Genomic DNA, 18,212 nt, shown 5'->3' on the forward strand with positions numbered 1-18,212 from the left:
GAGCAGGGTTGTCGGCAAACTTCGAGGTATGAAACAACCGGACGAAGGAAACCTGTTCACCGATCTCGTGGAGTTCGGACCGGCGCCGACGATGGCGCGTGAGATCGTCGTCATCGTCATCTCCCTGGCTGTGCTGGGAGCCTTGTTCGCGATCGTGGGACCGACGCCACTCGTGTGGGCCATCTTCGGCGTCTCGCTCGTGCTGTTGGCCGGACGATTCGCAGTGGGTCTGCGCGGCTGGAGCAAGTCATGAGCACCCGCGTCGACGGAATCATCGAGGTCACCGGTATGACGCGGCGATACGGCAGCGGCCGAGGCGCTTTCGAGGCCGTGAGTGATCTGAGTCTGTCCGTCGAGGAGGGCGAGCTGTTCGGGCTGCTCGGCACCAACGGCGCCGGCAAGACCTCGACGCTCGAAGTGATCCAGGGGCTTTCACGTCCCAGCCAGGGCACGGTCTCCATCATGGGTATGGATCCGATCGCGCAGCGCCGCGAGGTGCGGCCGACTCTCGGGATCATGCTGCAGAAGGGCGGTCTGCCGTCCGACCTGACCACACTCGAAAGTGTGGAGATGTGGGCGGGAACCTGCAGCAATCCACTGCCTGCGCGCGATGTGCTTGCCCGCGTGGATCTGGCCGATCGTGCCGACACTCGGGTGAAATTTCTCTCCGGGGGCGAGCAGCGTCGCCTGGATCTGGCCTGCGCCATCATCGGTCAGCCCCGCGTGCTGTTCCTCGACGAGCCGACGACAGGACTCGATCCCGAAAGCCGCCGCAACACCTGGAGGTTGATCGAGGAACTCCGCGCCTCCGGAGTGACGATCATGTTGACCACCCACTACCTCGACGAGGCCGAACGGCTCTGCGATCGACTCGCCATCATGCACCGGGGACGAGTTGTCCGCAGCGGCACCGTCGCCGATGTGGTGGCCGGTCACCCGGCACGGATCCGACTCGATCTTCCCGACGTACGACTACCCGAGCTGGCCGGCGCGAGCGTGGACATCGAGGACGGACGTCTCGTCATCGACACGTCCTCCTTGCAGGACACGCTCACCGAGCTTCTGCTGTGGGCGCAGCGCAGCGGGGTACGCATCGACGGTCTGGACGCGCGCGCCGCGTCGCTCGAAACCGTGTTCCTGTCCATTGCCGACGAATTCGACGGTCGCAACCAGTTCGAAAACAGCAAGGAGGTCGCAGCATGAGTACTTCGACCGCTCTCGCTCGCGCGGAATTCACTCTGCTCGTTCGCAATCGGGTACTGCTGTTCAATGCACTGGTCATGCCACTGTTGTTCCCGGTGGCCTTCCTGTTCATCGGACGCGAGAACGGCAGCCTGCCCGACGCCACCGTGTCCTCGGCTCTCGAGGTTTTCGCGCTGTTCCTGCTCGTGTTCCTGGTCTACTACAACCTGCTCTCGGCGTACGCGACGAGGCGGGACGAGTTGGTACTCAAGCGACTTCGGACCGGTGAGGCGACCGACAATGAGATTCTCCTGGGCCCTGCGATACCGTCGTTCGCGCTCACCACGGTGCTCACCATCGTCGTCGCCGCATTCGTCATCGCCCTCGGCGGTAGCCTGCCGGTGAACCCGGTGCTACTCATCGCAGCCTTGGGCGGGGGCGCAGCGATGTTCGCGGCACTGGCCTTGATCACCTCCACGTTCACCAGAAACGCTGAAGCTGCTCAGATCACGAGTATGCCCGTCATCCTGCTTGCGATGGCCGGCACGTCGTTCATGCGGAGCATTGCACCCGATTCGCTAGGCACCGTGATCGAGCTGACTCCGTTTGCGGCCGTGCTCGATCTCGTCGATCTCGGGTGGATCGGCAGGACGGACCCGGCAGCAGCTCCCCTCTCCTTCGCCGAGACTTTCTCCGAATCCACCACGCCGTTGCTCGTCACGACGGCCTGGATCGTCGGTTCGATCGTCATCGCGAAGACTCACTTTCGCTGGGAGCCGCGTGCGTAGGACACGGTCGAGGGATTGAAAGACGGTGGAATCTGGAATGGTGGACCGTATGCAGCTGCGGCAGTACCTCGACCCCCGCCTCGCCTGGAAGGGCAGCTCCGAGGTGGACAAGGTGCGCCTGTACACGCGTCAATCGTTCGTCGGAATCTGTGTGCTCATCGCGATCGCCGCGGTAACCGACTCGATCGGCACGAATGCGTGGATCGTCGCGGCGGCGCTGACGGTGTGTTGCGCGGCAGCGGTCGTAGTACTGCTGCGACTGCCGCGAATCGGCGGCACTGCTGGTGGAGGAATCCGGTGGCCGTTGGGAGCGTGTGTCGCGGGGGCACTGGTCGCTGCGTTCGCCGGGCCCTCGCAGGTGGCGCTGTGGGCCCTGCTGATCGCCTCGGTTCCGGTGACGGCGGTGATCTCCTTGCGGTGGTCGTTCGTCCTCGCAGTCGTGGTCGCGGCGGGGGCGTTCTTCACCGGTTACGGCCCCGTCGGCGCCGGTGCGACGTTCTTCATCGTGGTGCTGATGGCCTTCACCGTGCAAATATCGATGTGGCAGCTGCACATCGTCACCGAGCTCGACTCATCGCGTGACGCAGCAGCTGCCCTGTCCGTTGCGGAGGAGCGCCTGCGATTCTCGCGGGACCTGCACGATGTCGTCGGACGGTCGCTGTCCGCCATCGCCGTCAAAAGCGAATTGGCGGCTGCACTTTCACGGCGTGGTGACGACCGCGCCGCGGACCAGATGGACGAGGTCCGCGATTTGGCGCAGCAATCGATGACCGAGGCGAGGCAGCTGGTGCGTGGATACCGGTCGATAGACCTTCGGGCCGAGATCGAGGGGGCGTCCTCGCTGCTGACAGCGGCCGGAATCGACACCGAGGTGATCGGCAGCCCCGATGCGGTGCAGGCGGAGTTTGCCGAGGCCGCAGCGTGGATCGTGCGCGAAGGTGCGACGAACATCCTGCGCCACTCCGATGCAACGCACTGCCGAATCGAGGTGACGGCCCACTCGGTACGCATCGTCAACGACAAGCCGCGTATCCGCTCGAGCAGCGACGGATCGGGCATCGCAGGTCTGCGTGAGCGACTCGCTACCGTGGGAGGGTCCGTCGAGTCCGTCCGCGATGACGATCGCTTCACGCTGATCGCCACATTCGGAAATGAGGCCGGATGATTCGCGTGCTCCTGGCCGACGACGAAAACCTCATTCGCACTGCGCTGGCGACGATACTCGCGCTCGAGGACGACATCGAAATCGTCGCGCAAGCGGAGTCGGGCGAGGCAGCGGTCGTTGCCGCCGAGAAGTTCGGGCCTGACATCGCCGTGCTCGACCTCCAGATGGGCGGCATCGACGGCATCGAGACGGCCGCCCTCATCTCCCGTTCGGTACCGACCTGCGCGGCGATCATCGTCACCAGCCACGGCCGACCGGGTTATCTCAAGAAGGCCCTCGCTGCAGGTGTCCGCGGATTTCTCCCCAAGACGACCTCGGCCGCGACGCTCGCCGAGGTAGTTCGCACCGTCCACTCGGGCGGACGCTACGTCGACCCGACGCTTGCTGCCGAGGCGATCGGTGCGGGCGACTCACCTTTGACGCCGCGGGAAGCCGATGTCCTCGAGTTCGCGGCCGATGGTGCGTCCGTCGCCGAGATCGCCGCACGTGCGCACCTGACACAGGGCACCACGCGCAACTACCTGTCCTCGGCCGCCGCAAAGCTGGGGGCGGCCAACCGGCACGAGGCAGCTGCGGTGGCGCGCCGTCACGGTTGGATCTGAAGCACGTCCAGTACGGGAATGCGGTGTCCCGCCGCAGGCCTGCTGAGCGAGAGTCTCAGGTTGTTGTGCCGAAGCAGATACACCGCAGCGAACAGACCAGTGGCAAGCGAGACGACCCCACCGATCAGCAGTGGCGCGCGCGGGTCGAGCACGTCGGCCAGCAACCCCAGGACCGGACTCCCGAGTGGCGCGCCACCGAGGAAGCAGAGCATGTAGATGCCCATGACGCGGCCACGCATGTCCGAGGGCACCGACATCTGCAGGATGTTCATCGCCGATGTGGTGAACGTCAGCGTCAGAGCGCCGGTCGGGACGAGCAGGATCGCGACGAGAACATAGTTCGGCATGAGGCCGACGAGTATTTCGAACACACCGAACACGATGACCGCGCCGAGGAACAGCCGCAGCCGAGGCGCCTTCGCCCGCCTTGCAGCGAGCGTCGCACCGGCGAGAGTGCCCACCGCGAGGGCGGTCGAGAGCAGCCCGTATGTGGCGGCGCCGCTCCCGAAGGTGTTGCGCGCGAGCACCGCCAGGGCAAGGGGAAAGTTCAGCCCGAATGTGGCGACCATGAAGACCGTCGCGAGCAGCACCCGTAGATCGGGCCTGGACAGCACGTAGGCGAACCCCGCGCGCACCTGTCCCTTTGCGCGCGGGGCCCTTTCGACCTCGAAGAGATCCTTCACGCGCATCGCCAGCAACGCCGCGAACACTGCGGTGAAGGAGGCTGCGTTGATGAGAAAGACCCAGCCGGTACCGATCACGGTGATGAGCACACCCGAGATGGCCGGTCCGATGATGCGCGCCATGTTGAACGTCATCGAGTTCAGCGCGATCGCGTTGGACAGCTTCTCCTGGCCGACCATCTCGATGGTGAACGACTGGCGGACCGGGGCATCGATGGCCGAGGAACAACCGAGGATGAATGCGATGACGTAGACGTGCCACAGTTCGACGACATTGCCGACGTCGAGAAGGCCGAGAGCCAGCCCGCAGACGGCAGCAAACGCCTGGGTGATCATCAACAGCGTGCGTTTGTCGTATCTGTCGGCGAGCACTCCACCCCACACCGACAACACCAGAGTGGGCCCGAATTGCAGAGCCATGACGATGCCCACTGCCAGACCGTTACCCCCGGACAGGGTCAGTACGAGCCAGTCCTGCGCGACACGCTGCATCCAGGTGCCCACGAGCGAGACGATCTGCCCGGACGCCCACAACCGGTAGTTGCGCGTGCGAAGCGCGGCGAAGATCGGCGAAGCAGCCACTCTGAAGATAATAAACCTAGGTAACTACTCCGAGTCACTCACCAGGGCTCCGATGATGTCCACCGCATCACGGAGCACGGCCAACTGAGTCTCGTCTAGCCCGGCCAGCTGAGCCGTCATCCAAGCTTCGCGGGCGCTGGCCTCGTCGGCGATCAGTGCGTGCCCCGCCGGCGACAACGAGACGATCACCTGACGGCCATCGGTGGGGTGCGCGGTGCGCTCGACCAGCCCCAATTCGGCCAGCGAGGCGATGACCCTGGTCATCGACGGTGGCTGGACGCGCTCACGGGCGGCCAACGCACCCGGAGTCATATCGCCCTCACGACTGAGAGTTGCCAGTGCTGACAGCTGAGTCAGCGACACCTGCGAGTCGACCCTCCGACCCCTGAGATAGCGAGTCAATCTCACCACCGCGAGCGACAGATCGCTCGCCAATTCACGGTTGTCCTTGACACTGTGTCCCGACGTCACAGCGCAGAGACTACGCCTACCTGCACCGATCAGCTCAGGTAACGGCGTCCGTGATGGGTCCTACGACGAAATAAGCGACAAACAACAGCGCAACGATCCATAGCAGGGGATGAACCGACTTCGCTTTGCCTCCGCCGACCGCGAGTACGACCCAGGCGATGAACCCGACTCCGATCCCGTTCGCGATCGAGAACGTGAACGGCATCACGACGATGGTGAGGAACGCAGGCAGGGCGATCTCGAACCGGCTGAAGTCGATGTCGCGAACCTGCCCCATCATCAACGCACCCACGATGACCAGCGCCGGAGCCGCAGCCTCGATCGGCACGATCGCCGTCAGCGGCGTCAGGAACATCGCTGCGAGGAACAGCACTCCGGTGACGACGTTGGCCAAACCGGTGCGGGCGCCCTCGGCGATGCCGGATGCCGATTCGACGAACACCGTGTTCGACGATGCCGAGGCGCCGCCGCCGGCGATCGCGCCGGTCCCCTCGATGACGAGTGCCTTGCCGATCTTCGGCAGCGTGCCCTTGGAGTCGACGAGTTTCGCTTCCTTGCCGAGGCCCGTCATGGTGCCCATGGCATCGAAGAAGTTGGCGAGCACGAGAGTGAACACCAGCAAGCTCGCGGCCAGCACACCGATCCGAGTGAACGCACCGAGCAGATCCACCTCACCGACGAGGGCGAGATCCGGAACCTGAAAGAGTTGCTCGGGCAACAGCGGAACGCTCAGATTCCAACCCTTGGGGTCGACGCCGTTCGACGGCCCCACGTCGGTGACGGCCTCGACGATGGCTGCGACGACGGTGGTCACGACGATGCCGATGAGCAAGCCACCGCGGATTCTCCGCACCACCAGAACGCCCATCAGCAACAGGCCGAAGACGAAGACCGCCGTCGGCCAGGATGCGATGGAACCGTCGATACCGAGACCGACGGGAACCGTCGTGCCGGCCGCGTCGGGGACGCGCCGGACGAAACCGGAGTCGACCAGTCCGATGAAGGCGATGAAGGCGCCGATGCCCGCGGCGATGGCGGCTTTGAGTTCCATCGGGATCGCGTTGAACACTGCGGTGCGAAAGCCGGTGACGGCCAGCAGCACGATGATGATGCCGTCGATCACGACCAGCCCCATGGCTTCCGGCCACGTCACCTGCGGTGCGATGCTCACCGCCAGCAGCGTGTTGATACCGAGACCCGCAGCGATGCCGAACGGATAGTTGGCGACGATGCCGAACAGAATGCTCATGAATCCGGCGACGAGCGCGGTGACCGCGGCGACCTGAGCCACCGGCAGGATGTTGCCCAGCACATCGGTCTTCGCGGCTGCGTCGTCGGCGGAGAAGCTACCGAGGATAAGCGGATTGAGGACCACGATGTAGGCCATCGCGACGAAGGTGACGACCCCGCCGCGCACCTCTGATCCGACGGTGGATCCACGCTCGGTGATCTTGAAGTAGTTGTCCAGGAGCCTGGGCGACAGTGCCATGGGGGTAACCTACATTTCGTGGAGCGTGAGCCAGAACCGCAGGTGCTGAGCCCTCGCATGACCAACCCCACACCGGTGATCGCCGCGGGCATCGGGCTGTGGATCGCAGCCACCGTGGTGGTACTGCTCGCCGGCGACCGTTGGGCGTACGCGCTCCATACCTGCTGGGCCGGAATAGGCGTCGGGACCGCCGGTTTCGTGGTTTTTCTCGTGCAGCGTGCTGCGTCGCGGCGCGGGGACAAGACCGCCCAACGCGGCCTCGACTAGCGGCGGCTCGAGAGTTACCGCCGTCACCCGCGCCATCGCATCGTCGCATGGCTCACTGCTGTAGCGCTCTGACGTGCGGAAACTCACTACTTGATCGGTTGAGTTACACAGAGTTAACGTGGACCATGGGTTATGTCAGTTGATAACCACACGATCTACGAAAGCCATGCCATGAAGCTCGTTTCTCAGTTCCGCACCCGCCGCAACCACACTCGCTCGCTCCGCGCTCTCTACGCACGCGCGCACTCCGTCAGCAGCCCGTCGATGCGCGACGAGCTGCTCGTGATCGCCCAGCGAAGCGACTACGCACGCTGAACCTGCTGAAGACGGAGATCCACAGCAGCCCCCAGAGGGCGCCGAGGATCCATCCCGCCAGCACATCCGTCGTCCAATGCGCACCCAGGTAGATCCGGGACAAACCGATCACCAGGGTCGCCGCGATCGGGACGGCGAGCAAGGTGAAGTTGTGCAGCCACCACGTCCGCGATCGCAGCATGACTGCGATCGCGAGCGTGGCCAGCAGCGCCGACATCATCGCGTGCCCGGACGGAAACGCGTGCGACGCAACGTCGACCAGCCGTTCGGGCTCCGGTGGGCGCTCGCGCCCCACGATCAGTTTGATCGCGTTCATCACGCCCCACCCCGTCAGCATCGAGCCGGCAACCAGGACGGCGTCCGCGCGACGCCCGGATGTCAGTAGCGCCGCACAGCCGGCGCTCGCCCAGACGAACATCCACACCGTGTTCCCCGCAGTCGTGACGACCAGGAAGACCGCCGTCAGCCATGCAGCGCGGTGCTCGACCATCCACTGCAGTATCCCGATATCCATCTAGGCCCGACCGTCCACGGGTCGGTGCCAGCTGTCGGCGCAGTGCGTCGTTCCATCCTCGGTGACCCACCAGCTCACCGATCGCTCACCGCTGACCGCGCCGCGCAATCGCACCGCGAGTTCGCGGTGCACGACGACCTGTCCGACGGGAAGCTCCAAACCCATCGCGGCGCAGGCCAACACAGCTCCCGGCTCTCGATCCCACGAACTGACCCGTCCGACTCCCAGGACGTCGGCCTCGATCGACTCCGATGCGGTGCGCACGTCCAGCACCGAGGCCAGAACCGAAGCGGTCGCCATCGAGGACAGCACAGCCACGTTCGACGGGACGACACCGGCGAACCACGGCCGATCCACGATCACCGCGTCGTCCGGGTCGACGACAGCACCGGATATCGTTCGCACCCGCGTGGGTAGATCGAGGTCGTCGAGATCGACTCTGCCGGATGCCACTGCCTCGGCAACCGATCGGTGAGCTCTGGCGATCACCGCCGGAGTAGGTGATCTGACGGGATCGGCGAGTCGCTCGAGAATCACCCGAGTGAACCACGCACCCTCACACGTGGCCGGTGCCAACGCAGCCGCCAGCTCGTCCGCATGCGGGTGCTCGAAGGGGTCCAGCAGACCCGCGAAACTCTCGTCCGACGGCGCCCGAAAAGTTCCCAGCGGCGCGCCGTCGACGCGTGCGTGCGTGCGCAGCCACCACGCGGTGTATCCGTCCGCAGCCGCCGCCGCGGCGTGCGTGCTGGGGTTCGACGCCAACTGTGTCAACGCTTGCGGCCACAGCCGCGAGTCCACCAGATCCAGATCGCGCACGGCGACAAGCTCCGCAGGATCCTCCGGCAGCGAGGCCCACCACGTTTCCTCGTCGTCGAGATCGTGATCCGGCCCGGTAGGAAGATCGTCGGTGACGATGCCGAAATCCCACCCCACCCCGACCGCGCGCAGCGCGTCGGCGCCGTACCGGTCCACTGTCGAGCTGGCCACCAGCCCGAACGGTGAGTCCTCGGCGAGGAGCCGAGCGAGCGGCGCGTCGGGCAGCAGTAGCTCGTCAGCTGCCCGCACCTCCCCGTGCGAATCCGTCAGCGGAAGCGCACCGAGCCACGACGGGAGTTCCCTCGCATCCCGGGCGAGCGTGAGCACCGTCTCGGCGAGGCCGTCGACGGCCTCCTCGTCGTCCCAGTCGAGGTCCTCCAGCAACGCCTCGAGGGCGGGATCGGACAGCAGATCGGTGGGAGTCGCGTCCGTGGCACCGAGCTGCGCGAGGAGACGGCGCGCTGCGTCCGGATGCACGAGCCTGGCCCAATGCAGCCCCTCGAATGCGGCGGCGCCCGAACCGATCTCAGCTCCGAGCACGGTGGTGCGCGGGCCGGTGACCATTCTTCCGTCCGCCAGTGGAACGGGCAGTGCCGCAAGCTCTTCGACCTGGGTGCCGTCGGCGACGAGCGGCAGCAGGGCGTCGTAGAGCGCCCCCCACCACGACGGCTCGCGCTCGACATTCGCCAGCATCTCGGCCAGCTCCGCCAGACCGATCCGCTGCACACCGAGCGCAGCCAGAGCAGCCGCGTGCCGCGGACCGGACAGCGACGCGTCGACGAGGTTGCCGAATACCTCCACCAGCAACGCGAGAAGTTCCGCAGTGGATCCGGGCAGCAGTAACGCCCGCGACGGGACCAGATCTGCACCCGCGGCGCCGGGCAACCAGGCCGTCGCCGAGGACTCACGCAGAATCCGTTCTCGCAGCACACCGTCGACCTCGCTGCGGGCGAACCCGGGGACCGGCACGAAGCGCGGCCGAGCAGCGGGCGGAAGCGCTGCGAGCAGGTCGCCGTAGCCGTCCGCGAGCCCGTCGATGTTCGCTCCGGGCAGCACGCGGCGTCGGTCGGGCTGCATGGGCACGTCGGCGACGATCAGCGCCGGCAGCGAGAGTTCCTCATCCGAACGTGTCGGCGCGCGAAGAACATCCGGTCCCGACGGCGTGGGCATACCGTCGACGATCGGGATCAGCCAGCGCGCGTGCGGGGCCCGGAACTGCCACCACCGGCGATCGCCGACGGAAACCGATTCGAGGCCGTTACCCAGCTCGGCCACGGTTCGATCGATGCGTGTACCTGCGATATCGATGGACTCGAGCGACTGCAACTCCACAAGCAGATCGGTTGCCTCCGTGCGCATCTCGCGGAGCAGGTTATCGCCGTCATCATCGCGCAGCGTCAGCACGATCTCGGACGCATATCCCTCGCGGGGCGGCTCGTTCGAAGGCCAGACGAGCCGCAGAACCGGCATCTCATCACTCGGCAGGTGAAGTCCGCCAGCGTCGAGTTCCTGTCGCGTCGACGCCGCGCTGAACCGCAATCCACCTGAGAGAGAACGAAACTCGATCTCATCGGCGACGGCCCGCACGGCGGTGAATCCGACGCCGAAGCGGCCCACATCGGCGGAATTCGCCGATACAGCCTTCTCCGACACACGCAGCGCAGTGAGCGCATGCACCCCGCCGATGTCGAGTGGAGCCCCGGTGTTGGCGACGTGCAGTTCCCGGCCGGTGAGCCACACTCGAACTCGCCCGGGCTCGCCGCCGCGTGATGCGGCATCGGCGGCGTTCTGCGCGAGCTCGGTCAGCAGTCGATCGCGGTAACCGCCGCGCACCAGGTCGGCTTCGGTGGCCGCGTCCTCACGCAATCGAGTGGGCGAGGACGTCCACGCGGACAGTGTGGCTGCGCGCAGCCCCGCGGTACCGAACGGATCGGTCAGTCGGTCGATTGCGTGTCCAGCGGGGTCTCGTCGGTCGGGTGCGGCTGGGGTGTCGCCTCTGCCGGGGCGCTCGCCGCCTCTGCCGGAGCGGTCACCTCGACGGCTGCGTCGTCATATGGATCGAACTGCGGAGAACCTGCGCCGGTGGGCAGTTCGGTGTCCGAGTGCGCACCGCAGCCGTACTCCGCATGCACCACTCGTCCGTCGGCAGCGTACTCGTTGCCACACACGCCGAAAGCCGCCGACAGTGATCCGGCTATGGGGAGGAAGAAGCCGCACAGCCCGCACGTCGACGGCGCCGCCTTGGCCATCTCGCTGTCCGGGCCGAACTCGCCCTCGTGCCAACGCTCGGCTGCGTCGAGCCGGCCCTCACGACTGATGACCTGGGTACGTCCGAGACCCAGCTCGAAAGCGACATCGTCGATTGCCGGGTCGCCCGTCGCGACGTAACCGGGGACCAGACGCGGATCCTGCTGCCGCGGGGGAAGCAGATCACCCGGTCCGAGATCTCCGGGGCGGATGCGCTCGTCCCAGGGCAACCAACCCGGAGCCACCAACGCATCAGGACCGGGCAGCAACACCGTTTCGCTGATGGTTGCGGTGTCCGCACCGTCGGGAGCTGCCACCACCACGGCCCACTGCCAGCCGCGATAGCCGGGCAGATCCGCGATGAAGCGATGGGTCGCGGCCGTATCGTCCTCGGCGGTGACACCGAGATACTCGCCGACGCCGCCCTCCACCGAATCGATCAGTGCGCGGCGCGCCAAGTCTGCTGCCTCGGCTAGGACAGGACGAATCTGGTCGAGCTTTGTAGAAGATGTGAAACTCACACATTCATTTTGCCGCATCCCTTGGAAACCGCCCAGTTCGGGCTGCCATGATGGAGTGATGACGGCCTCGCGACGCCAATTTTCGGGCCGCACAACCGCGGTAGCCGGTATCAAGGCGGTGGCCCCTATCGCCACTGTGGCCTCTATCACCGCGGTGGCACTGGTGTTCACTGCGTGCTCCCCGGCGAGTAGCGAGGACACCTCACCGAACACCGCTGCATCGAACACCGCGGCGTCGAACACTGCGGCGTCGGACACTGCGGCGTCGGACACTGCGGCGTCGGACATGACCGTCGCCGTGACACGCACACTCCCCCACGACCCCACTGCGTTCACCCAGGGTCTGGAGGTCTCTGGCAACGAGCTGTTCGAAAGCACCGGCCGCAACGGCACGTCCTATGTCCGGGTGAGCGATCTCGAGTCGGGCGCAGTGCTGCGGCAGGCCGACCTGTCCGAGGAGTACTTCGGCGAAGGGTTCACCGTCGCCGGTGACATCGCATGGCAGATCACCTGGCGTGACGGCGTCGCGTTCGCTCGAGATCCGGGCACACTCGCCGAGGTACGCCGTGTCGACTACGACGGCGAGGGCTGGGGTTTGTGTCACAGCGAGGACTCCGGGCTGGTGATGAGCGACGGATCGTCCACCCTCACCTTTCGCGATGCGGATTCGTTCGATGTCATCGAGGAGAAGGAGGTGACGTTGGGTGGTCGACCGCTGTCGAATCTGAACGAACTCGAATGCGCGTCCGACGGCTACGTCTACGCGAACGTCTGGCAGAGTTTCGACATCGCCCGTATCGACCCGCGGTCCGGCGCCGTCACCGCGATGATCGACGCGTCACCGCTGTGGGAATCATTGACCGCGGCCGAGCGCGCCGTCGCCGACGTCCTGAACGGAATCGCGCAGATTCCGGGCACGGACAGGTTTCTCGTGACGGGGAAGCTGTGGCCGAACATGTTCGAGGTGGAGTTCCGACAGCTGTGAGTGAGTCGATGTACTCACCGACCGACGTTTTAGGACAGAATTGATCTCGTGACCGATCCCCGTGACTCCGACGCCCCAGCGGGTGAGGACCACCCAGGGTTCCACAACTACCGACCCGCCGGCAGCAACGACAACCGGCCCACCGGTAGTGACCCAGGCGTGCCCCGCCGGGTCGCCGACTCGCCGACCACCCGCGTGACCGGTCGCCGGACTCCCTTGCCACCGCTGCATCCGGTGACGCCCCCGCCGGGGAGCACGAAGCGGCACCCCAAGGCGCCGCGGATGCCTCGAAAGCTCACGGTCACTCGGGTCGCTGCGATGCGCAGTCGCGAACTCACCGGCAAGGGCATCGCCTCGTTTCAGCGCGCCGCGAAAGCCGACGGAGCCGACAAGTCCGGTCTGACCGCGTTGACGTACGCGACCATGGCCAACTTCGCCTCCGATGCCGCCCTCGCCGTCGCGCTCGCGAACACGTTGTTCTTCTCGGCGGCCGCCGGGGAGGACAAGATCAAGGTCGCGCTGTATCTGCTCATCACGATCGCGCCCTTCGCCGTGATCGCTCCGCTGATCGGACCGATGCTCGACCGGTTCCAGCACGGCCGCCGAGTAGCGCTCGCGACATCGTTCCTGCTGCGGACGGTGCTGGCGGTGGTACTGGTGTTCAATTTCGACAGTTGGGTGCTCTATCCGGCAGCGCTTGGCATGCTGGTGCTGAGCAAGTCCTTTGCCGTACTCAAGAGCGCGGTGACACCGCGTGTTCTGCCACCTGAGATCGACCTCGTCCGCGTCAATTCACGGCTGACGGTCTTCGGCCTGCTCGGCGGGACCATCGTCGCAGGTGGCATCGCTGCACTGATCGCGTTCGTCGCCGACTCACCCGGCGCGCTGTGGTTCGTGGCCATCATCACGGTGTTCGGGGCGTACCTGAGCATGCGCATTCCGTCGTGGGTCGAGGTCACCGAGGGCGAGGTGCCCGCCACCCTGAGCTACCACGGCGAGGACACTGCGGTCACCGTCGTCGCACGCGAGATTCGCGCGACGGCTCCGCCGAAGAACCGACGCCAACCGCTCGGCAAGGCCGTCATCACTGCACTGTGGGGCAACGGAACCATCCGGGTGCTCACCGGTTTTCTGACGCTCTACGTCGCTTTCGTCGCCAAAGCACAAACCGATCACGAGCCCGTCAAGCAGGCCGCGATGCTCGGTCTCGTCGGAGCCGCCGCCGCGATCGGCAACTTCGCCGGCAATGCGACCGGTGCGCGGCTCGAGCTGGGCAAACCTGCCATCGTCATCCTCCGGTGCACCGCCGCCGCGACTGCCGTCACCATCGTCGCCGCCCTCACCGACAGTCTGCTGACAGCGGCTCTGGTAGCGCTGGTGGCCTCGTGCGCGAGCGCGCTGGCCAAGGTCTCGCTCGACGCGTCGTTGCAGTCCGATCTACCACCGGAGTCGATCGCCTCGGGATTCGGACGATCGGAAACTGTGTTGCAACTGTGCTGGGTTCTCGGCGGAACAGCGGGCGTACTGCTCCCCACCGAGTTCTGGCTCGGCTTCACCGTCGTGTCGGTGGTGCTGACCCTCGGACTCGTCCAGACGTTCCTGACCTACCGCGGCAAGACCCTGCTACCCGGGTTCGGCGGCAATCGACCCGAGCACGCCGACCAAGAAATTACCGATAGCTATCACAGACAGAACGTGAGTTGAGTGAACTTCGCACCGAAGACCAAGAAGCTACTGGCCATCGGAACTGCCGGACTCGTCGTCCTGGCCGTTGCGTTCGTCGCGGGATTGACGATGTTGATCCGGCAGGCCCCCGCGCATCTACCGACGATCACGGCATTCGCCAATGGGAAGGCCGTCAGCGTCGAGCCGTTTCTGTACTGCCCGGTCGACGCCCCGCTGTGCGAAAGCGAGGGCGTCACCACGGTGCTGCCGGTCAGTGAGCACAGCGTGCTGCAGCTGTCTCTGCCGTCGGAGATCACGTCGGCCCCGTGGATCGCGGCAGCGGTGTACGCGGGCGAGGGCAGCGACATCGTCGAGACCGACACCTTCTACCTACCCGGCGAGAAGCTGCACCTGACCGTGCCTCCGCTGGACGGCGACGGACGCGAACTGCTGGGCGTCGAGATTCGACTGCCCTCGGGAATCATCGACTCCGACACCCAGCAGGAGGAGATCATCTCGCACGCGATCTGGTCGATAGCGACCATCGAGCCGGTCGCCGCCGACTAGTTCAGCTGTCGAGCTCGCGCGCGACGGCGCGCACCACCTCGGAGATCTTCTGAGCTGTCTTGCGGTCCGGGTACTTGCCCTTGCGCAGCTCAGGCTGCACGGTTGCTTCGAGCAGCGTGATCATGTCCTCGACCATGCCGTGCAGCTGGTCGGGGGTGTGTTTGCGCTCGACGTGTTCGCGGCGATTGGCAGTGTTCTGGCGCACGGTGGGTGCGGGGGCGAGAACCTCGAGTGTCAACGCCTGCGGACCTCGACGGCCCGCAGCCACACCGAACTCGACGCGTTGGCCCGCCTTGAGGCTTTCGACGCCTGCAGGCAGCGCAGAGGAGCGGACATAGACGTCCTCCCCTTCCTCCTGCGAGAGAAAGCCGAATCCCTTGTCGACGTCGTACCACTTCACCTTGCCGGTAGGCACTGCGCTCACCCGTCCATTTGTCTCGTATGGTCTTGCTGGCATAAAATTTCGCGCCCCGCACAACAAGGCAGGACGCGAATACACCAGTCTAGCGCGAAGGGTAGGTGCCGGGCACCTCGGTTTCCTTCGCAGCTACCGTTGCTCCTGTGACAGAACGACGACGCAGCGCGAACTCCGTACTCCTGCGAATAGCACTGACTCTGTTCGCAGCGGGACTCCTCGCCATCGCAGCGATATTCTTGGTGCCTGCGGTCGGCGGGAACGAGCCGCCGCTTTGGCTTTACCTGACTGCAATGCTTGCGGCGCCGACTGGATTCGTTCTCGCGATAGTCTTTGCGTTGTTGTCCGGCAGGCGTGCAAAATAGGTTGGGGAAGAACATCGTGCGAGTGATCCTTAACATCATCTGGTTGATCTTCGGTGGGCTGTGGCTCGCGCTCGGCTACTTCCTGGCAGGCATCATCTGCTGCATTCTGATCGTGACCATTCCGTTCGGCATCGCCTCGTTCCGGATCGGCGTCTACGCACTGTGGCCGTTCGGCAAGACCGTGGTGGACAAGCCCACATCCGGAGTCGCCTCGGTGGTCGGGAACGTCATCTGGTTGATCGTGGCGGGTGTGTGGTTGGCAATCGGGCACATCGTCTCTGCCTTCGCAATGGCGATCACCATCATCGGCATCCCCCTCGCCATCGCGAATCTGAAGATGATCCCGATCTCGCTCATGCCTCTCGGCAAGGACATCGTCGACGTCTGAAGTCCGGGCAGGGTCCCGTTGTGGAACGGCACGGGAACCTTTCGCAGGGTCGCAGCATCCAACTTCAGGTGGAGGTAAATTCCTTCCCGGTCGAGGCGCCTCGATGCCCGGCCGATGCGAGAAGGGCGGATGGACTGTGTACAGGTGCACTGTGACGGCGCGATGCCGTGGATGCATGCTCGACTCTCGTCGCGAGGTTCGGCAGTGATGGCTGTACGTGACTGGGCACTCGCGATCGATTTCGGTACGTCGAATACCGCTGCAGCGCACACGAGCCCGATCAGTGGTGCGGTGGAGGCGCTGACTCTGTCGCACAATCGCACGACGATGTCGTCGTCGGTCTTCGTCGAATCGCCGGACCGTATCGCAGTCGGAGACGTAGCGACCGACCGCGCCGAGTCGAACCCTGCCGCGTTCATCCCGGCCCCGAAACGCGCAATCGGGCAGGGGGTGGTGACGGTCGACGGGTACACGGTCCCCGCGGCTGTACCGGTGGCTGCTGTTCTCGACTCTGTGATCGCACGTGCCAGGGCTGCTCACGGCGGTACCGCGCCATCGAAGCTGGTGCTGACACATCCCGAAGCCTGGTCGAGACGTGAGATTCAGGTGTTGCTCGATGCCGCCGCCCAGCTCGGTCACGATCCGTCTCAGGTGACCACGGTGTCCGAGCCTCGCGCGGCCGCGCACTATTACACCCGCGCGCACACGGTGACGCCGGGAACGAAAATCGCGGTCTTCGACTTCGGCGGAGGCACCCTCGACGTCGCGGTTCTCGAAGCGAACGCCCGCGGGAGCTTCGACGTCGTAGCCGCCCGCGGTGACAACGGGTTGGGCGGAAAGAACCTGGACGCGCATATGCGCCGCTGGGTGGACCAGCAACTCGATGTCCGCGACCCCGATCTGCTCGACTTCGTCCGCACACGGGCCGCTCTGGACGTGCGGTATGCACTCGAGGATTCGATCCGTCGGGCGAAGGAACTGCTGTCGGAGGCTCCGTCTGCAACGATCACGGTCACCGGCGACGGGCGCACCGAGCGTTTCCAGATCACCCGGGACGAGTTCGAAGAGCTGATCTCCCCGGTGTTGGACAAGGCAGTCGAGCTGGCCAGGGCGACGCTGCTCGACGCCCGCATCACTGAGCCCGGCCAACTCGAAGCGCTGTACCTCACCGGCGGGTCGTCGAGGATCCCGGCAGTGCACGACCGCCTGCGCCCCCTCGGACCGATCGCGACGCTGGACGATCCGAAAACCGTGGTGGCGCAAGGAGCGTTGGCAGCCGCTGCACCGATCGTCCGCACCCCGCAGGGCTCGATCCACAGCCCGCAGGGCTCGACTCGCACTCCGGGACCACAACCGACATGGCCGGCTCCAGCGGTTCCCACTCCGCCTACTACTGCGTTCGCCGAGTGGCCGAGCCCGTCGACCGAAGCACCCGCGCACCCCGATCCCGCTACGGGTGGGCACAAGAAGCTGGCGATGGCAGGTGCCGCGGTCGCGGTCGCGGCGATCGCAGCCCTGGCAGGATTCTTCGTCCTCGATCGAAGCAGCGGCGATGCGGACACACCGACCGCGGACGGGCCGAGCTCGAGTGTGGCACAGGACGTCGATCCGGCTGCGGCGTCGGGAGGCGGAAGCGGGGACACGCCGCCGACGACGAAAGAGGCTGTCGTCGCGGCCCTTCCATCGGCGCTGCGCTCGGAGCTCTCGGACTGCAAACAGACCGGAGAGACCGACAACGGCGGTGCGCAGCTGCAATGCCAGATCGCGGCGGACAGTTTTTTGACGAGCGGAATAGTCGAAGAGAACAGTGGGGCGTCCTACATCACGGTCTCGGTGGACATCCGTGATGCAAAGAAGCAGGTCCTGCGGCTCCGGCAAGGGAATCAGAACGACACCGCGGCCGCCGACAATCAGATCGTGGAAAACGTCGCTCGCACTGCTGCGGCGCACCTGTCCGCTCCAGAGATCACCGGTGCCTATTCCATCGCCTACGCCAACGGCTCGACCGGCGTGATGGTGGGTTATTACGACGCGGTCGGGGCCGACGGAGCGAAGACCTTCCTCAGCCGCGCAGGACTGATCAACTAGCTACCCGAATATACTCGGCGACAACACTTTCCACAGCAGGGGCTGCCAGGACCAATCCGGTCTTGGCAGCCCCTACTGCTGCTTCTCCCAAGCACTG

Annotated in this window: 19 protein-coding genes; 12 read left to right on the plus strand and 7 right to left on the minus strand. The window is 65.6% G+C overall.

Annotation, left to right across the window (positions count from 1 at the left end; all coding sequences use genetic code 11):
- The first annotated feature begins 28 nt into the window (after nt 1–28).
- The 5 genes from KVY23_RS15990 to KVY23_RS16010 are packed head-to-tail and all read left to right on the plus strand — an operon-like array spanning nt 29 to nt 3,737.
- Nucleotides 29–253 carry a hypothetical protein gene (locus tag KVY23_RS15990; RefSeq protein ID WP_083667173.1) on the plus strand — a complete coding sequence of 75 codons (225 nt, stop codon included), beginning with the start codon at nt 29–31 and terminating at the stop codon, nt 251–253.
- Complete coding sequence (locus KVY23_RS15995; RefSeq protein WP_230557402.1) at nt 250–1,203, plus strand: ABC transporter ATP-binding protein; 954 nt, start codon at nt 250–252, stop codon at nt 1,201–1,203. The genes KVY23_RS15990 and KVY23_RS15995 overlap by 4 nt, the downstream gene beginning before the upstream one ends.
- The gene (locus tag KVY23_RS16000) at nt 1,200–1,970 is read left to right on the plus strand and encodes an ABC transporter permease (RefSeq protein ID WP_230557403.1); all 771 of its coding nucleotides are present in this window, start codon (nt 1,200–1,202) and stop codon (nt 1,968–1,970) included. The genes KVY23_RS15995 and KVY23_RS16000 overlap by 4 nt, the downstream gene beginning before the upstream one ends.
- A 49-nt stretch (nt 1,971–2,019) precedes the next feature.
- Nucleotides 2,020–3,135 (plus strand): sensor histidine kinase, encoded by a 1,116-nt coding sequence (locus KVY23_RS16005; RefSeq protein ID WP_230557404.1) that lies wholly within the window; start codon nt 2,020–2,022, stop codon nt 3,133–3,135.
- Nucleotides 3,132–3,737: a response regulator transcription factor gene (locus KVY23_RS16010; protein WP_206510925.1), complete on the plus strand. Its 606-nt coding sequence runs from the start codon at nt 3,132–3,134 to the stop codon at nt 3,735–3,737. Before KVY23_RS16005 ends, KVY23_RS16010 begins: the two co-directional genes overlap by 4 nt.
- Here the strand turns inward: KVY23_RS16010 and KVY23_RS16015 are convergent.
- The 3 genes from KVY23_RS16015 to KVY23_RS16025 are packed head-to-tail and all read right to left on the minus strand — an operon-like array spanning nt 3,722 to nt 6,962.
- Nucleotides 3,722–4,987 (minus strand): MFS transporter, encoded by a 1,266-nt coding sequence (locus tag KVY23_RS16015; RefSeq protein ID WP_230557435.1) that lies wholly within the window; start codon nt 4,985–4,987, stop codon nt 3,722–3,724. The two genes, KVY23_RS16010 and KVY23_RS16015, sit on opposite strands and share 16 nt — an antisense overlap.
- A gap of 39 nt (nt 4,988–5,026) precedes the next feature.
- Nucleotides 5,027–5,473: a MarR family winged helix-turn-helix transcriptional regulator gene (locus KVY23_RS16020; RefSeq protein WP_206510926.1), complete on the minus strand. Its 447-nt coding sequence runs from the start codon at nt 5,471–5,473 to the stop codon at nt 5,027–5,029.
- Between the two features lie 34 nt (nt 5,474–5,507).
- Nucleotides 5,508–6,962: an NCS2 family permease gene (locus tag KVY23_RS16025; protein ID WP_206510927.1), complete on the minus strand. Its 1,455-nt coding sequence runs from the start codon at nt 6,960–6,962 to the stop codon at nt 5,508–5,510.
- Between the two features lie 18 nt (nt 6,963–6,980).
- Here KVY23_RS16025 and KVY23_RS16030 point away from each other — a divergent pair, with 18 nt between their 5' ends.
- Nucleotides 6,981–7,229 carry a DUF2530 domain-containing protein gene (locus tag KVY23_RS16030; protein ID WP_075837355.1) on the plus strand — a complete coding sequence of 83 codons (249 nt, stop codon included), beginning with the start codon at nt 6,981–6,983 and terminating at the stop codon, nt 7,227–7,229.
- A gap of 250 nt (nt 7,230–7,479) precedes the next feature.
- Here the strand turns inward: KVY23_RS16030 and KVY23_RS16035 are convergent, their stop codons facing one another.
- The 3 genes from KVY23_RS16035 to KVY23_RS16045 are packed head-to-tail and all read right to left on the minus strand — an operon-like array spanning nt 7,480 to nt 11,660.
- Nucleotides 7,480–8,058, minus strand: a complete 579-nt coding sequence (locus KVY23_RS16035; RefSeq protein WP_230557405.1) for a phosphatase PAP2 family protein — start codon at nt 8,056–8,058, stop codon at nt 7,480–7,482.
- Nucleotides 8,059–10,812, minus strand: coding sequence for a sacsin N-terminal ATP-binding-like domain-containing protein (locus KVY23_RS16040; protein WP_230557436.1), 2,754 nt, complete (start codon nt 10,810–10,812; stop codon nt 8,059–8,061).
- On the minus strand, nt 10,809–11,660 hold the full coding sequence (locus tag KVY23_RS16045; protein ID WP_230557437.1) for a DUF3027 domain-containing protein: 852 nt from the start codon (nt 11,658–11,660) through the stop codon (nt 10,809–10,811). Before KVY23_RS16045 ends, KVY23_RS16040 begins: the two co-directional genes overlap by 4 nt.
- Before the next feature lie 268 nt (nt 11,661–11,928).
- Between KVY23_RS16045 and KVY23_RS16050 the strand changes: the two genes are divergently transcribed.
- From KVY23_RS16050 to KVY23_RS16060, 3 genes are read left to right on the plus strand one after another with little or no spacing between them, the layout of a single operon-like run.
- Nucleotides 11,929–12,627, plus strand: a complete 699-nt coding sequence (locus tag KVY23_RS16050) for a glutaminyl-peptide cyclotransferase (RefSeq protein WP_230557406.1) — start codon at nt 11,929–11,931, stop codon at nt 12,625–12,627.
- Between the two features lie 48 nt (nt 12,628–12,675).
- Nucleotides 12,676–14,331, plus strand: coding sequence for an MFS transporter (locus tag KVY23_RS16055; protein WP_230557407.1), 1,656 nt, complete (start codon nt 12,676–12,678; stop codon nt 14,329–14,331).
- Complete coding sequence (locus KVY23_RS16060) at nt 14,332–14,859, plus strand: DUF2771 family protein (RefSeq protein ID WP_230557408.1); 528 nt, start codon at nt 14,332–14,334, stop codon at nt 14,857–14,859. It abuts the gene before it with no gap.
- Between the two features lies 1 nt (nt 14,860).
- Here KVY23_RS16060 and KVY23_RS25140 read toward each other — a convergent pair whose 3' ends face one another.
- A complete protein-coding gene (locus KVY23_RS25140) occupies nt 14,861–15,274 on the minus strand; it encodes a cold-shock protein (protein WP_075837394.1) in 414 nt (137 codons plus the stop codon).
- Between the two features lie 146 nt (nt 15,275–15,420).
- Here KVY23_RS25140 and KVY23_RS16070 point away from each other — a divergent pair, with 146 nt between their 5' ends.
- The 3 genes from KVY23_RS16070 (at nt 15,421) to KVY23_RS16080 (ending at nt 18,115) form a co-directional block, all read left to right on the plus strand.
- Complete coding sequence (locus KVY23_RS16070; RefSeq protein ID WP_075837358.1) at nt 15,421–15,639, plus strand: hypothetical protein; 219 nt, start codon at nt 15,421–15,423, stop codon at nt 15,637–15,639.
- Between the two features lie 16 nt (nt 15,640–15,655).
- Complete coding sequence (locus tag KVY23_RS16075) at nt 15,656–16,027, plus strand: YccF domain-containing protein (RefSeq protein ID WP_075837359.1); 372 nt, start codon at nt 15,656–15,658, stop codon at nt 16,025–16,027.
- Nucleotides 16,028–16,234: 207 nt separating this feature from the next.
- Nucleotides 16,235–18,115 (plus strand): Hsp70 family protein, encoded by a 1,881-nt coding sequence (locus tag KVY23_RS16080; protein ID WP_230557409.1) that lies wholly within the window; start codon nt 16,235–16,237, stop codon nt 18,113–18,115.
- Nucleotides 18,116–18,212 lie beyond the last annotated feature (97 nt).

The organism is Rhodococcus sp. I2R (genome assembly GCF_020889545.1).
Taxonomy (GTDB): Bacteria; Actinomycetota; Actinomycetes; order Mycobacteriales; family Mycobacteriaceae; genus Rhodococcoides.